General features: G+C 66.5%; 15 protein-coding genes. 8 read left to right on the forward strand and 7 right to left on the reverse strand.

The genetic code is table 11. From position 1 onward, the window contains the following. Nucleotides 1–25: 25 nt before the first annotated feature. Both HBF26_RS03100 and HBF26_RS03105 read left to right on the forward strand, forming a co-directional pair. Nucleotides 26–478, forward strand: a complete 453-nt coding sequence (locus tag HBF26_RS03100; protein WP_193569736.1) for an organic hydroperoxide resistance protein — start codon at nucleotides 26–28, stop codon at nucleotides 476–478. 223 nt (nucleotides 479–701) lie between these two features. After that, nucleotides 702–1,115 (forward strand): DUF6326 family protein, encoded by a 414-nt coding sequence (locus tag HBF26_RS03105; RefSeq protein ID WP_167122921.1) that lies wholly within the window; start codon nucleotides 702–704, stop codon nucleotides 1,113–1,115. A gap of 596 nt (nucleotides 1,116–1,711) precedes the next feature. On the opposite strand, the gene HBF26_RS03110 is transcribed toward HBF26_RS03105, so the two are convergent. Continuing rightward, nucleotides 1,712–2,200, reverse strand: a complete 489-nt coding sequence (locus HBF26_RS03110; protein ID WP_167122923.1) for an FKBP-type peptidyl-prolyl cis-trans isomerase — start codon at nucleotides 2,198–2,200, stop codon at nucleotides 1,712–1,714. 31 nt (nucleotides 2,201–2,231) lie between these two features. Then, complete coding sequence (locus tag HBF26_RS03115; protein WP_167122925.1) at nucleotides 2,232–3,488, reverse strand: MFS transporter; 1,257 nt, start codon at nucleotides 3,486–3,488, stop codon at nucleotides 2,232–2,234. A gap of 122 nt (nucleotides 3,489–3,610) precedes the next feature. Here HBF26_RS03115 and HBF26_RS03120 point away from each other — a divergent pair, with 122 nt between their 5' ends. From HBF26_RS03120 to HBF26_RS03135, 4 genes are all read left to right on the forward strand, one after another. Beyond that, on the forward strand, nucleotides 3,611–3,907 hold the full coding sequence (locus HBF26_RS03120) for an EF-hand domain-containing protein (protein WP_167122927.1): 297 nt from the start codon (nucleotides 3,611–3,613) through the stop codon (nucleotides 3,905–3,907). 58 nt (nucleotides 3,908–3,965) lie between these two features. Continuing rightward, nucleotides 3,966–4,628 (forward strand): class I SAM-dependent methyltransferase, encoded by a 663-nt coding sequence (locus HBF26_RS03125; protein ID WP_167122928.1) that lies wholly within the window; start codon nucleotides 3,966–3,968, stop codon nucleotides 4,626–4,628. A 332-nt stretch (nucleotides 4,629–4,960) separates the two neighbouring features. Continuing rightward, nucleotides 4,961–6,334, forward strand: a complete 1,374-nt coding sequence (locus HBF26_RS03130; RefSeq protein ID WP_167122930.1) for a DEAD/DEAH box helicase — start codon at nucleotides 4,961–4,963, stop codon at nucleotides 6,332–6,334. Between the two features lie 92 nt (nucleotides 6,335–6,426). Beyond that, nucleotides 6,427–6,864 carry a DoxX family protein gene (locus HBF26_RS03135; RefSeq protein WP_167122932.1) on the forward strand — a complete coding sequence of 146 codons (438 nt, stop codon included), beginning with the start codon at nucleotides 6,427–6,429 and terminating at the stop codon, nucleotides 6,862–6,864. Here the strand turns inward: HBF26_RS03135 and rimJ are convergent. Next, nucleotides 6,848–7,402, reverse strand: a complete 555-nt coding sequence (rimJ, locus tag HBF26_RS03140) for a ribosomal protein S5-alanine N-acetyltransferase (protein WP_167122934.1) — start codon at nucleotides 7,400–7,402, stop codon at nucleotides 6,848–6,850. The two genes, HBF26_RS03135 and rimJ, sit on opposite strands and share 17 nt — an antisense overlap. Further along, on the reverse strand, nucleotides 7,399–8,247 hold the full coding sequence (gene fghA, locus HBF26_RS03145) for an S-formylglutathione hydrolase (RefSeq protein WP_167122937.1): 849 nt from the start codon (nucleotides 8,245–8,247) through the stop codon (nucleotides 7,399–7,401). The genes rimJ and fghA overlap by 4 nt, the downstream gene beginning before the upstream one ends. Nucleotides 8,248–8,394: 147 nt before the next feature. On the opposite strand from fghA, the gene HBF26_RS03150 reads away from it, so the two are divergent. Beyond that, a complete protein-coding gene (locus HBF26_RS03150) occupies nucleotides 8,395–10,212 on the forward strand; it encodes a DEAD/DEAH box helicase (RefSeq protein ID WP_167122939.1) in 1,818 nt (605 codons plus the stop codon). A 629-nt stretch (nucleotides 10,213–10,841) separates the two neighbouring features. Here HBF26_RS03150 and HBF26_RS03155 read toward each other — a convergent pair. From HBF26_RS03155 to ypfJ, 3 genes are all read right to left on the reverse strand, one after another. After that, nucleotides 10,842–11,183, reverse strand: a complete 342-nt coding sequence (locus HBF26_RS03155) for a YkgJ family cysteine cluster protein (RefSeq protein ID WP_167122941.1) — start codon at nucleotides 11,181–11,183, stop codon at nucleotides 10,842–10,844. Between the two features lie 26 nt (nucleotides 11,184–11,209). Beyond that, complete coding sequence (locus tag HBF26_RS03160) at nucleotides 11,210–11,395, reverse strand: hypothetical protein (RefSeq protein WP_167122943.1); 186 nt, start codon at nucleotides 11,393–11,395, stop codon at nucleotides 11,210–11,212. Nucleotides 11,396–11,584: 189 nt separating this feature from the next. Beyond that, complete coding sequence (gene ypfJ, locus HBF26_RS03165) at nucleotides 11,585–12,454, reverse strand: KPN_02809 family neutral zinc metallopeptidase (RefSeq protein WP_167122945.1); 870 nt, start codon at nucleotides 12,452–12,454, stop codon at nucleotides 11,585–11,587. Nucleotides 12,455–12,558: 104 nt separating this feature from the next. On the opposite strand from ypfJ, the gene HBF26_RS03170 reads away from it, so the two are divergent. Then, entirely contained in the window at nucleotides 12,559–12,987 is a 429-nt protein-coding gene (locus tag HBF26_RS03170; protein WP_167122947.1) for an MAPEG family protein, read from the forward strand. Nucleotides 12,988–13,045 lie beyond the last annotated feature (58 nt).

Consider the following 13,045-nt stretch of genomic DNA (forward strand, 5'->3'; position numbering starts at 1 on the left):
CCCCCCTGATTCAAGGACATCCGAAATGAGCAACATCTCGAAGCTGCAGAAGGTCCTCTACACCGCGCATGCCAAGGTCGCGGGCGGGCGCGAAGGTCACGGCGAGACCGATGACGGCCAGGTCAAGGTCGACCTTCGCCTGCCGAAGGAAATGGGTGGTAACGGCGGCGGCACGAACCCCGAGCAGCTCTTCGCCATCGGCTACGCCGCCTGTTTCGAAGGCGCGGTGCGTTTCGTGGCCGGCCAGGAAAAGGTCAAGGTCGACGGCGCGTCGGTCGCCAGCAGCGTGAGCATCGGCCCCCGCGAGGATTCCGGCTTCGGCATCCGCGCGAAGCTGGAAGTGTCGCTCCCGGGTGTGGACGCCGAAAAGGCCAAGCACATCGTCCAGACCGCGCACGAGAAAGTCTGCCCCTACTCGCACGCCACCCGCGGCAATATCGACCTCGAAATCACGGTGAACGGCGAATCGGTCGTCTGATTCGACCGGCTTCCGCGAAACATGGAACGGCGCCTTCGGGCGCCGTTCTTTTTCCGTCCCGACAAGACTTCCGGCAGGGGCAGCCGATCGCAATAAAGCGCATGGTGCGGCCAATGCGCCTGGACACGGATCTCATCGTGCTGCAGCAGGGCGAGGTCGCCTTCATGCTGTGGATGCTGCTCTTCGGCGCCCGACGCCATTTGTTCCACAAGGAGATCCCTGCATGACGATGCTCGAAGACGCGAAGGTACCGCTCCGCATAAAGCTGGCGGGATTATGGACGTCGCTGATGTTCTGTTACGTCTACGGCGACTTCTTCGGACTCTTCGCGCCGGGCCGCCTGCAGGACATGATGGCAGGCAACTTCGGTCCGCTGGGACCCACGACACCGGGCATCCTGGTCGGCGTGAGCGTGATGCTCGCCGTTCCCGCCCTGATGATCGCCGCTTCACTGATCCTGCCCGCGGCCGCTTGCCGTTGGGCGAACATCCTCGCAGGCGCGGTGTACACGATCATCATGTTGCTGACGATGCAGGGCGCGCTTCCGTTCTATGTAACGCTTGGCGTCATCGAGGTCCTGCTGACCGCTGCCGTCGTGGTCTATGCATGGCGATGGCCGCGGGCGAGAAGCCTATAGGCATGTAACCAAGAAGAGGACTCCACGCGTGCTCGCCGCCATGGCGGCTCCTACAGAAGAGCGCCTGACTCCAAGCTGCCTCAACACCACCCACCGTCGTGCCGGCGCACGCCGGCACCCAGCGCCCCGGTCAGCAACGATGCGAGGGCCCATCATCGGCTCTGCCTCTCACATCAACCCACCGCACCGTCCGATGCCGGCAGCCGTCGCCCTCGCCGCGATGTCTGGAGTCGAGGGTGGCCGGGTGGAAAAGGCCCGAAGGGGGCCGGCCTGGACGGCCGGCCGTTTTCGCCGAGGCAGGGATGCCGAGTCGAAAACCCCCGCCCGGACGCCCGGGTCCGCCGCGGCGAAGCCATAAGACACTAGCCGCGAAGCGGCTCTCCTTTCGCAAGGAACGACGTAAGTCTTCGCGGCGAGGGCGACGGCTGCCGGCTTCCAGCCACGCCACAGGCGCCGAACGCGAGGCCGACAGCCGAGCCGCCCCCCCTGCGAAGGGAACCCACAAGCGCCAAGCCACGAAGCAACAGTCTTCCAAATATGCGGGGAACAAAAAAGGCGCCCGGAGGCGCCTTTTTTCGATCCGCAACAAACGGCGCTCAGTGCGCGCCGTCGCCGTTCGGGTGGGCGTGGCCGTGGGCGATCTCTTCTTCCGAGGCGTCGCGCACGGCCTGCACGTCGATGTGGAAGTTCAGGGTCTTGCCGGCCATCGGGTGATTGAGGTCGATGTCGACCACACTGGAACCCACCTTCTGCACCACGACGACGCGGCTGCCGCCTTCCTTCAGGGAGAGGACGGTGGTGTCGCCGGCCTTCAGGCCCTTGCCCTGCTGCGGGAAGTACTTCTTCGGCACGCGCTGGGTCATGCCTTCCTGGCGCTCGCCGTAGCCCTGTTCCGGGGCGATCTCGACGTCGAAGACGTCACCGACCGACTTGCCCTCGAGACCGGCTTCCAGGCCGGGAATCAGCTGGCCGTGGCCGAGCAGGATCCACAACGGCTCGCCGCCGTCCATCGAGCTTTCGACCTTCTCGCCGTCCACGGTGAGCGAGTAATGGAACGAGACGACCTTGCCCTTGCCAGCCTGCATGTTGGTTTCTACCCAAGGAAAACGAGGGATTTTAGCCGCGGCCGGCCCCGCCGTCACCCGGCGGCCGTTCGCGACCGAAGCCGACGCCGCGGGCTTCAGGCCCGAGCCAGGTCAGCAGGGCCAGCAGCAGCGCCACAGCGGCGATCCAGGTGGACATGGCGAAGGCGAAATCGCCGCCCCGCCGTTCGGCCAGCCAGGTCTGCGCGGTAGCGGTGATGGCCGCCAGGAGGTTGCCCATCTGGTAGGCGAAACCCGGCAGCGTGCCGCGCACGGCATCGGGCGCCAGTTCGTTGAGATGGGTGGGCACAACGCCCCAGGCGCCCTGCACCATCACTTGGATGAAGAACGCTCCGAGGCCCAGCAACAGCAGCGAGCCGCCGTAGGTCCATAGCGGGATCACGGGAATGGCCAGAAGCGCCGCGATGATGATGGCCTTCCGCCGGCCGATCCTCTCCGACAGCGACCCGAAGGCCAGGCCGCCGGCCAGCGCGCCGAGGTTGAGCAGCGCCGTGAGCATGAACGCGGTAGCGGAACCCGCGGGAATCTTCAGCTGGGTCTGGATGAAGGTCGGATACATGTCCTGCGAGCCGTGGCTGAACATGTTGAACGCGGCCATCAGCAGCATGAGGTACACGAACAGCTTCCAATAACCGCGCATGGAAACGAACACGCTCTCGCGCACGTGCTGGCGGCGGCCTTCCCACACGGGCGATTCGGGCACCTTGCGCCGGATGTACAGCACCAGCAACGCCGGCAGCGCGCCGACCACGAACAGGCCGCGCCATCCGATCGCATCCACCAGCAACCAGTTGACCAGCGCGGCGAGGAAGAACCCGCAGGGATAACCGCTCTGCAACAGGCCCGAGACGAAGCCGCGCGATTTCGCGGGGATCGATTCCATCGCCAGTGACGCGCCGATGCCCCATTCGCCGCCCATGGCGATGCCGAACAGGAAACGCAGGCCGAGCAGCACGCCCAGACTCGGCGCAAAGGCGCATGCGAGTTCCAGCACGGAAAACAGAACGATGTCGACCATGAGCACGGGCCGGCGACCGTAACGGTCGGCCAGGCGTCCGAAGACCAGCGCACCGATCGGGCGGGCCGCCAGCGTCAGGAACAGGCCGTAGGTAACGTCCTGCTTGGGCACGCCGAACTCATGCGCCACGGCGAGGATCACGAAGGTGAGGAGGAAATAATCGAAGGCGTCGAGCGTCCAGCCCAGGAAACTGGCCAGGACCGTATGCCGCTGCGTGTGATCCAGTTCGCGCAGCGCGGCGGGAAGCGGCATGAGAATTTCCTCATCAATCGGGCGGCGCCGAGGCTAGCACAGCGCTACTATCGGACGTGCGCCTCACGGCGCCACGACAAGGCCTCGTTACACTGGCCATCTCACGACAGACGGAGGACTCGATGACGTACTCGCGCTCGATCGTTTCACTCGCACTCGTAGCCTGCCTTTCCGCCGGTGTCGCTTTCGCACAGGAAAGCGCGCCGCAGGCGCAATCCGGCGACAGCGGCGCGCCCGATTTCTCCAGCCTCAACGACGGCAAGCCGATACGTCGCGGCGACGTGCCCAAGGACGTGGAAGCGCTGAAGGAACTGCGCGCGCACTTCAACGAAGCGGACAGGGACCACAACGGACAAGTGGACAAGGCCGAATACGACGCCTATATCAACAAGGCCAACACCAAGCAGCCGCAGCGATAAGTCTCCGGGGCCGGGGCGTGCGTCCGTGCCCCGGCCCTCCCGACGGACGGAGATCCGCATGATTCCCGACAGCCGCACCCGGCGACGTATCGCCGCCCGGTTTCGCCGTCCCGGCGATCGGATCTACATCCACGGCAAGCTGGCCACCGATCCCGTCTACGCCGCGACCGCGCGAGCCATCAAGGGGCGGCGCCTGCCCCTGCTCGACATCGGTTGCGGGCTGGGTCTGCTCGGCCATTACCTGCATGCGTGCCATGCCCTCGACGGTTACCTCGGCCTCGATCACGACGGCCGGAAGATCGCAATGGGCCGCGATGCGGCGGAGCGTGCCGGCCTCGGCGAGGAGATCGCCCTGCACGAGGCAGATGCGGCCACCCCGCAGCCCCTTCGTGGACACGTCGCGATGCTCGACGTGCTGCATTACCTCCCGCGCGAACGCCAGTCGGAACTGCTGTCCTTTGCCGTGGATCATCTCGCCGACGACGGCGTGCTGATCCTGCGCAACGTGATCCGCGACGGCTCGTGGCGCTACCGGGCCACGGTCTGGGAAGAGAAGTTCATCAAGGCGGTGGGCTGGATCCCGGGCGGCGCGCAGTATTTCCCGACCGAGGAGGACATCCGCGAGGTGCTGGAGTCCCGGGGCATCCGTGTCGCTTTCAAGCCGCTGTTCGGGCGCACGCCGTACAACAGCTGGCTGATGACGGCCTCGCGAGACGCCTGAACCGAATCGTCGGTGGCGCGGTCCTGTGGGAGCCGGCTCTGCCGGCGATCCCGCGGCAGCGGGCCCGTTCGCGGCGAGCACCCATCGCCGCTGAAGCGGCTCCCACACAAAGCCCGACATTGTGCGCCGCAATAAGGTATACTCGACGGGTCGTGCCTGCGCTCCGACTCCCTTGCGGACCCTCGGCGTGGAGATTTTCCCGCCCGTTCCCCCACCCCCGGAAGCGCGCGCGACACCGGCCAGCCTGCTGTCTTCGTCATGGCTCGCGGCCGCCGAATCCATAACTCGCAGCGCGGTTCCAGGGAACGCTCGAGTCACGCAGGAGTGTTTCCATGTCTTTCGATTCGCTGGGCCTTGCGCCCGCGTTGCTGCGCGCGCTGTCCGAGGCCGGCTATGAAAAGCCCACGCCCATCCAGGCAGCCGCCATCCCCGAGGTGCTGGCCGGTCACGACCTGATGGCTGCCGCGCAGACGGGCACCGGCAAGACCGCCGCTTTCTCGCTGCCGCTGCTCCATCGCCTTGCCGGCGAGGTACGCGGCGAAGGCCGCCGTCCGATCCGGGCCCTCATTCTCACCCCCACCCGCGAACTCGCCGCCCAGGTGCAGGACAACCTGCGCGATTACGGCAAGTACGTGCGCCTGTCCAGCACCGTGATCTTCGGCGGCGTGGGCATGGGTAACCAGCTGCAGGCGCTGCGTCGCGGCGTCGACATCGTGGTGGCCACGCCGGGCCGTCTGATCGACCACATGCAGCAGCGCTCGGTCGACCTGTCCAAGGTGGACGTGCTCGTGCTCGACGAAGCCGACCGCATGCTCGACATGGGCTTCCTGCCGGCACTCAAGCGCATCCTCGCTGCGGTGCCGCGCCAGCGCCAGACGCTGCTGTTCTCGGCTACGTTCGCGCCGGAGATCAAGGCGCTTGCCCAGCAGTTCATGCGCGAGCCGCGCGAGGTCTCCACCACGCCGGCCAACACCGTCGCCAACACGGTCACCCACGTGGTGCATCCGGTCGACGCGGCGAACAAGCGCGAGCTGCTGCTGCACATCCTCGCCCAGGACAGCCGTCGCCAGACGCTCGTCTTCAGCCGCACCAAGCATGGCGCCGACAAGCTCGTGCGCCATCTGGAACAGGCCGGCATCCGTGCCGCCGCCATCCACGGCAACAAGAGCCAGAACGCCCGCACGCGGGCGCTGTCCGACTTCAAGACGGGCCGCATCACCGTGCTGGTTGCCACCGACATCGCTGCACGCGGTATCGATATCGACCAGCTCCCGGTCGTCATCAACTTCGACCTGCCCATGGTCGCGGAAGACTACGTGCACCGCATCGGCCGCACCGGCCGCGCGGGCGCCGAAGGCCAGGCCATCTCGCTGGTGAGCCACGACGAGTCGGGCCTGCTGCGCGACATCGGCCGCCTGCTGAAGACCGACCTCTCGATCCGCAACGTGGAAGGCTACGAGCCCAGCACGCCGCTTCGCCTCGACGCTGGCGCGCCGCGCCCGAAGCAGCAGCAGCGCCAGCCGCGTTCGCAGCAGGGCGGTGGCCAGGGCCGTCCCGGTGCCGGCGGCTCACGCCAGGGCGGCAACGGCGGCGGACGCCCGCCGTCGCATCGTCCGCACGGGCACTCCCCCGCGGGCACCGGCGAGAACACCGGTAGCCACAAGCGTCGCCGCCAGCGCCGCGGCCCGGCCACGAACAAGGCCTGAGGCCCGATGGCCTAGCCGCATGGGCAATGGTCCGCCCATGCGGCAATCCGGATCATGCGGGTTGGCAGGCCACCAACCCAGGTAACACCCGCATGTCCCGACTCCACCGCTACAGCGTCGCCGTGCTGCGCACCGTGTTCGGCGCGTTCTTCGCCTTCTCCGGCCTCAACCACATCTTCGCCTTCTGGCAGCCGCCTGCGCCGCACACGGCCGCCGGCCGAGCCTTTATGGCAGGACTCGAAGCCAGCGGCTTCGTCGAGCCCCTGGTGGGCGTGCTCTTCGTCTATGCCGGCGTGGCGTTGATGGCGGCACGGCTCGTGCCGCTCGCACTGCTCCTGCTGGCGGCCCCCATCGTCGTCATCTTCGGCTACCACTTCGTCACCGAAGGGCGGACGCTCGGACCGCACCTGCCACTGCTGGCGATCTACCTGATCCTTGCATGGGAAGAACGCGGAGCATGGCACGCCATGTTCGCCGCTCGCGGCAAGGCTGCCGGCACCGAGCCCGCGCCGCTCAGCCCTGCGTTCTGATCTTCGCGGTAAGGACGTGGTCCTCCCACAGGCCGTCGATCTTCAGATAGCGCTTCGCATAGCCTTCCTTCTCGAACCCCAGGTGCTCGAGAAGCCTTCCGCTGCGTTCGTTACGCGGCATGTAGTTGGCCATCACCCGGTGGAAATCCAGCGGGCCGAACGCATAGCGCACGGCTGCCTCGAGGGCCTCGAACATGAGGCCCTTGCCTTCATGCGACGCGCCGATGCCATAGCCGAGATGGCACGCCTGGAAAACGCCGCGCACCACGTTGGCGAAGGTGAAGGTGCCGATCATCTCCGTGGCGTCGGGCGTCAATATCGCGAACGGATAGCCGCGATCGCCCCGCGCGGCTTCCAGCCCTGCCTCGATCGCCTGCCGGCAGCCTTCCAGCGAGTAATGCGATTCGCTGCGCAGCGGCTCCCACGGCGCCAGGTGTTCGCGATTATCGGTGCGATACCGGCGAAGCAGCTCCGCTTCGTCCACGTCGAGCAGGCGGATCACCGTGCGCGCGGTGCGCATGCGGATCGGTTCGCTCATGCAGCGAGCGCTTTCGCGTGGTGGCGGAGGTGGTCTTCCACGAACGTCTGGATGAAGTAGTAGCTGTGGTCGTAGCCGGGGCGCATGCGCAGGTCGAGCGGCTGGCCCGCGTCTTCGCATGCCGCCTCGAAGCGCTGCGGTTGCAGCTGGCTCACGAGGAAACCATCGGCCTCGCCCTGGTCGATGAGGATAGTGCCTTCGAAGCCGGCTCCCGCGCGAACGAGCGCCGTGGCGTCGTGGCGTTCCCACGCCTTGCGGTCGTCGCCGAGATAGCGCGAGAAGGCCTTCTCGCCCCACGGCACGCGAGTCGGCGCGACGATCGGCGCGAACGCCGACACCGAGCGGAAGCGACCCGGATTGCGCAGGGCGATCGTGAGCGCGCCGTGTCCACCCATGGAATGGCCGGTGATGCCTTGCCGCCCCATGTCGAGCGGGAAGCGTCCCGCGAGCAGGCGCGGCAGTTCGTCCACCACGTAGCTGTACATGCGGAATCGCGCATTCCACGGTGCCTCGGTGGCATCCAGGTAGAACCCCGCGCCTTCGCCGAACTCCCAGTCGCCGGTGGCACCGGGAAACCCGGTGTCGCGCGGGCTGGTGTCCGGCATCGCGAGGGCCAGCCCGAGTTCGGCCGCGAGCCGCTGTGCGCCGGCCTTGATGGTGAAGGTTTCCGCCGTGCAGGTGAGCCCGGCGAGGTACCAGAGCACCGGTACCGGGCCCTGCTCGGCTGCCGGCGGCAGGTACAGCGCGAAGCGCATGGGGCCGCCGCACGCTTCCGAGTCATGCGAATAAAATCCCTGCACGCCGCCGAAGCAGCGCTGTTCCGATACCGTCTCGATGGCTGACATGGCACTCTTCCTTACGCGAAGCTGACCGGGGAGTGTAGCGCCGACGCGGCAGACGGCCACGACCCACGGCGGAGCGCACCTATCGCTGCTACAATAGGCGTACTGCCCGGCGCCGATCGTGCCGCCGCGCCCCTCCCTGAGGTCGCCATGTCATCCCCCGATATCGATAACGCTCCGGCCCTGCCCGGTTTCAGCGCGCTTGCCCTCGACGCCAACGTCGTGCGCGCGCTGACCGAGGTGGGCTATGAGACCCCCTCCCCCATCCAGGCCGCCACCATTCCGGCCCTGCTCGAAGGCCGCGACGTCATCGGCCAGGCGCAGACCGGCACCGGCAAGACCGCGGCGTTCGCGCTGCCGGTGCTCTCGCGCATCGATCTGAAGCCCGGCAAGCCGCAGGCGCTGGTGCTCGCCCCCACGCGCGAGTTGGCCATCCAGGTGGCCGAGGCGTTCCAGAAGTACGCCACCTACCTGCCCGGCTTCCAGGTACTGCCCATCTACGGCGGCCAGAGCTACGGCCCGCAGTTGCAGGGCCTGAAGCGTGGTGCGCAGGTCATCGTCGGCACGCCCGGCCGCGTCATCGACCACCTCGACAAAGGCACGCTGGATCTCTCCGGCCTGCGCTTCGTGGTGCTCGACGAAGCCGACGAGATGCTGCGCATGGGCTTCATCGACGACGTGGAGAAATTGCTCCAGGCCACGCCGGAGGGCCGCCAGGTGGCGCTCTTCTCCGCCACCATGCCGGCACCGATCCGCCGCATCGCGCAGACGTACCTGAAGGACCCGGCCGAGGTCACGATCAAGAACAAGACCACCACCGCGGCGAACATCCGCCAGCGTTACTGGTGGGTGAGCGGCGTGCACAAGCTCGACGCCCTCACGCGCATCCTCGAGGCCGAGAGCTTCGACGCGATGATCGTCTTCGCGCGTACCAAGCAGGCCACCGAAGAACTCGCCAGCAAGCTGCAGGCGCGCGGTTTCGCGGCCGCCGCCATCAATGGCGACATCGCCCAGGCCCAGCGCGAACGCGTGATCGACCAGCTCAAGACCGGCAAGCTCGACATCCTGATCGCTACCGACGTGGCCGCGCGCGGCCTCGACGTGGAGCGCATCAGCCATGTGCTCAATTACGACATTCCGCACGACACCGAGTCGTACGTGCACCGCATCGGCCGCACGGGCCGCGCCGGCCGCAGCGGCGAGGCGATCCTCTTCGTCACGCCGCGCGAGCGCAACCTGCTCCGCCAGATCGAACGCGCCACGCGCCAGCCGATCGAACAGATGCAGCTGCCCACCATCGAGGCGGTGAACGACACGCGCGTCAACAAGTTCAACCAGCGCATCACCGACACGCTCGCCACCGGCGACCTCGGCATGTTCCAGCAGCTGGTGGAAAAGTACGAGCAGGAACACAACGTGCCGGCGATCGAGATCGCCGCCGCGCTGGCGCGCATCGCCCAGGGCGACCAGCCGCTGCTGCTGGAGCCGCCGGCCAAGCGCGAATACACCGAGCGCCCGCCGCGCGAATACGACCGCGAGCGTCCGCCGCGCGACGGCGGCGACTTCGGCGACCGTCGTCCGGTGCGCGAAGGCATGCGCCAGCCGCGTCCGCACGTCACCGAGAACGGCAAGCGCACCTACCGCATCGAGGTCGGCCACGAGCACGGCGTGAAGCCGGGCAACATCGTGGGCGCCATCGCGAACGAAGGCGGTGTCGAGGCCAAGTTCATCGGCCGCGTGAGCATTCGCGACGACTACAGCCTGATCGACCTGCCGGAAGGCATGCCGGCCGAGACCTTCAACCACCTGAAGAAGGTGTGGGTCGCGCAGCAGCAGCTGAAGATCAGCGAATGGGACGGCACGGAACAACCGCAGAGCGGCGCCCCGCCGCGCCCGCGCGGCAACTTCCGTCCTTCCGGCGCCCGCCCGGGCGGCGGCAAGCCGCCGCGGAAGAAGCGGGATTTCTAGCCTCTAGGAATACCGGGTTTGCCGGCGTGTGAGAGCCGGATTTGCCGGCGATCCCGCGGCAGCGGGCAACCGTGCCGCAAGCACCCATCGCCGCTGAAGCGGCTCCCACAGAAAGCCAGGCCGCTCTGTGTGGGAGCCAGCTTTGCCGGCGATCCCGCGGCAGCGGACAACCGTGCCGCAAGCACCCATCGCCGCTGAAGCGGCTCCCACAGAAAGCCAGGCCGCTCTGTGTGGGAGCCGGATTTGCCGGCGATTCCGCAGCAGCCGACAACCGTGCCGCAAGCAACCATCGCCGCTGAAGCGGCTCCCACAGAAAGCCAGGCCGCTCTGTGTGGGAGCCGGATTTGCCGGCGATTCCGCAGCAGCGGACAACCGTGCCGCAAGCACCCATCGCCGCTGAAGCGGCTCCCACAGAAAGCCAGGCCGCTCTGTGTGGGAGCCGGCTTTGCCGGCGATTCCGCAGCAGCGGGCAACCGTGCCGCAAGCACCCATCGCCGCTGAAGCGGCTCCCACAGAAAGCCAGGCCGCTCTGTGTGGGAGCCGGCTTTGCCGGCGATTCCGCAGCAGCGGACAACCGTGCTGCAAGCACCCATCGCCGCTGAAGCGGCTCCCACACAGGGCGCCGGAGTTTACGGAAAGTCCGCCGGCGTGAGCGGCGGCATGCCGTGCCGCAGGCGCGCCTTGTCGCACTGCGGGCTCGGCGTGCCGTCTTCCCACGCCGGCTTCAGGTCATGGCACGGCGACGGCCGCACCGCATAGATGCCGCAATGCGCGGCCACGCCTACCTCCCCCACGAGCGACTTGCAGCGCGGTTCGTATGCGTTCGTGCCGTGCATCGCCACGCGATGCGAATCGAGATGCTCGGTGAGCGCGGCCGGCGTGATACCGCCGGCCGCGTCCGTTTCCAGCCAATGGAAGGCGACGCGATAGGTCGCGCAGCATGCGCCGCAGCGCAGGCAAGGGTGACTCATGGCGTGCGTTCCAATGGATCGGCAAGTTATGCCACCCAGTTACCTGAACCAAACCCTCGCGTGGCGTTATCAATAGCCCGGTTGATGGCGCGACCGTCAGGCATCATCTCCAGGACATTGATCGACGGCCGTCCATACCACCATCGAATACCACCCGAAACCATATTGGTCTCAGCTTCTGTCAGATCCCTAAGAGTGCTTACTTCTTTCATTTTCAAACTCCTTATTCTTATAAGTTACTCGAACATCAACGAGTGGCTGCGGACCCGTCCACAGCTCGTTCAGCATACGAATCGCAGCACTAGCCCTGCATCATTGCCGACCCTTGCTAATGGAGCAGAGGTTCCACTTGCTTTGTAAGTAACCTGCTCTGAAATGCTTACCGTTGCCAGGGTGGAAGGTCAGATTGAACCGGAGAATGTGTCGCATTGACCGACGTCGCCGGTGTCCAGGCCTCTGCGGAACCAACTCACTCGTTGAGCGGAAGATCCATGCGTAAAGGAGTCCGGCACCACACTGCCTCGTGTCTGTCGCTGTAAGGCATCGTCACCGATGGCAGTAGCCGCATTAATGGCCGACTCGATATCGCCGGACTGCAACCATTGCTTACGTTCTTGCGACTGATTCGCCCAGACCCCGGCGAAGCAGTCCGCTTGGAGCTCCTGGCGGACCGAAAGTCCCGATGCTCCTTGAAGCGATGCGCCGCGCCTCCGCTCTTCATCTACCTTGCGGAACACACCTATCAGGTTCTGTACGTGGTGACCCACCTCGTGCGCTATGACATATGCACGAGCGAAGTCTCCTGACTCATGAAAGCGAGTTTGCATCTCCTGGAAAAAATCGAGGTCCAGGTAAATCTTGTGGTCGCCAGGGCAATAGAATGGCCCCACCGCCGAAGAAGCAGATCCGCAGGCGGTATTGACACCACGGCGGAATAACCTCAGCACAGGCTCTTCGTATTGCTGACCGCTTGCGGCAAAAATCTCGCGCCAGGTCACTTCCGTCTCCCCCAGGATGGCGCGCACGAAATCCACCTGCGGATCGTTCGATGCGGCCTGGTGCGGTGCCTGCTGCGTCTGCGGCGCCTGGGCCGTGCCCGGGTCGCCCTGGCCCAGGAGGGCCGTAGGGTCCTTGAAGAACACCAGACCAAGAATGGCCAGGATGATGATGCCGCCGAGCCCCAGGCCCCGGCCACCGAACGACGGGCCGCCACCGCCACTTTCGCCGGCGTCCTGCACGTTGTCGCTTCTACGGCCTTTTTGCCAAAGCATGGGGTGTCCTCCGATCGTGAGCGCCCCAGACGAGACGCGGTAGGCATGATCGCACGGGCGGTTGCCGGTAGACTGCGCGCTCGATATCGCTCCGCGGACATCCAATGACCAGCCAGCTACCCGCCGTCGTCACCCTGCTCACCCTGCTCCTGATGTTCGCCACCGTGTGGATGGTAGGCAGGGCGCGTGAACGCTACGGCATCAAGGCGCCTTCCATCTCCGGCGATCCCGCCTTCGAACGGGCCTGGCGGGTACAGATGAACACGCTCGAGAACGCCGTGATGTTCATCCCGGCGCTCTGGCTGGCCGCGCAGTACGTGGACCCGCTGTGGGCCGGCATCGCCGGCTTGGTCTGGCTTGCCGGACGGGTGTGGTATGCCGTGGCCTACCTGCGCGACGCCAGCCGCCGTGGGCCCGGCTACATCGTTTCCATGCTCGCATGGCTGGTGCTGATGCTGATGGCCGCCGGCGGTATCGGCATGGCGATCATGGAAAACAACGCCACGCCTGCGGAAGACGCCACGGGCGCGTAGGAGCGCGCCCTGCGCGCGACATGTTTTGGGGCTGTGCCCCGGAGCTGGCGCGCCAGAT

Source organism: Luteibacter jiangsuensis (assembly GCF_011742555.1).
GTDB lineage: Bacteria > Pseudomonadota > Gammaproteobacteria > Xanthomonadales > Rhodanobacteraceae > Luteibacter > Luteibacter jiangsuensis.

Excerpts from the sequence above, each read along its gene's own strand:
- HBF26_RS03110 (WP_167122923.1), bottom strand. The coding sequence starts at position 2,200 with ATGCAGGCTGGCAAGGGCAAGGTCGTCTCGTTCCATTACTCGCTCACC.
- fghA (WP_167122937.1), bottom strand. The coding sequence starts at position 8,247 with ATGTCAGCCATCGAGACGGTATCGGAACAGCGCTGCTTCGGCGGCGTG.
- HBF26_RS03160 (WP_167122943.1), bottom strand. The coding sequence starts at position 11,395 with ATGAAAGAAGTAAGCACTCTTAGGGATCTGACAGAAGCTGAGACCAAT.
- ypfJ (WP_167122945.1), bottom strand. The coding sequence starts at position 12,454 with ATGCTTTGGCAAAAAGGCCGTAGAAGCGACAACGTGCAGGACGCCGGC.
- HBF26_RS03170 (WP_167122947.1), top strand. The coding sequence starts at position 12,559 with ATGACCAGCCAGCTACCCGCCGTCGTCACCCTGCTCACCCTGCTCCTG.
- rimJ (WP_167122934.1), bottom strand. The coding sequence starts at position 7,402 with ATGAGCGAACCGATCCGCATGCGCACCGCGCGCACGGTGATCCGCCTG.
- HBF26_RS03150 (WP_167122939.1), top strand. The coding sequence starts at position 8,395 with ATGTCATCCCCCGATATCGATAACGCTCCGGCCCTGCCCGGTTTCAGC.
- HBF26_RS03115 (WP_167122925.1), bottom strand. The coding sequence starts at position 3,488 with ATGCCGCTTCCCGCCGCGCTGCGCGAACTGGATCACACGCAGCGGCAT.
- HBF26_RS03100 (WP_193569736.1), top strand. The coding sequence starts at position 26 with ATGAGCAACATCTCGAAGCTGCAGAAGGTCCTCTACACCGCGCATGCC.
- HBF26_RS03125 (WP_167122928.1), top strand. The coding sequence starts at position 3,966 with ATGATTCCCGACAGCCGCACCCGGCGACGTATCGCCGCCCGGTTTCGC.
- HBF26_RS03135 (WP_167122932.1), top strand. The coding sequence starts at position 6,427 with ATGTCCCGACTCCACCGCTACAGCGTCGCCGTGCTGCGCACCGTGTTC.
- HBF26_RS03130 (WP_167122930.1), top strand. The coding sequence starts at position 4,961 with ATGTCTTTCGATTCGCTGGGCCTTGCGCCCGCGTTGCTGCGCGCGCTG.
- HBF26_RS03120 (WP_167122927.1), top strand. The coding sequence starts at position 3,611 with ATGACGTACTCGCGCTCGATCGTTTCACTCGCACTCGTAGCCTGCCTT.
- HBF26_RS03155 (WP_167122941.1), bottom strand. The coding sequence starts at position 11,183 with ATGAGTCACCCTTGCCTGCGCTGCGGCGCATGCTGCGCGACCTATCGC.
- HBF26_RS03105 (WP_167122921.1), top strand. The coding sequence starts at position 702 with ATGACGATGCTCGAAGACGCGAAGGTACCGCTCCGCATAAAGCTGGCG.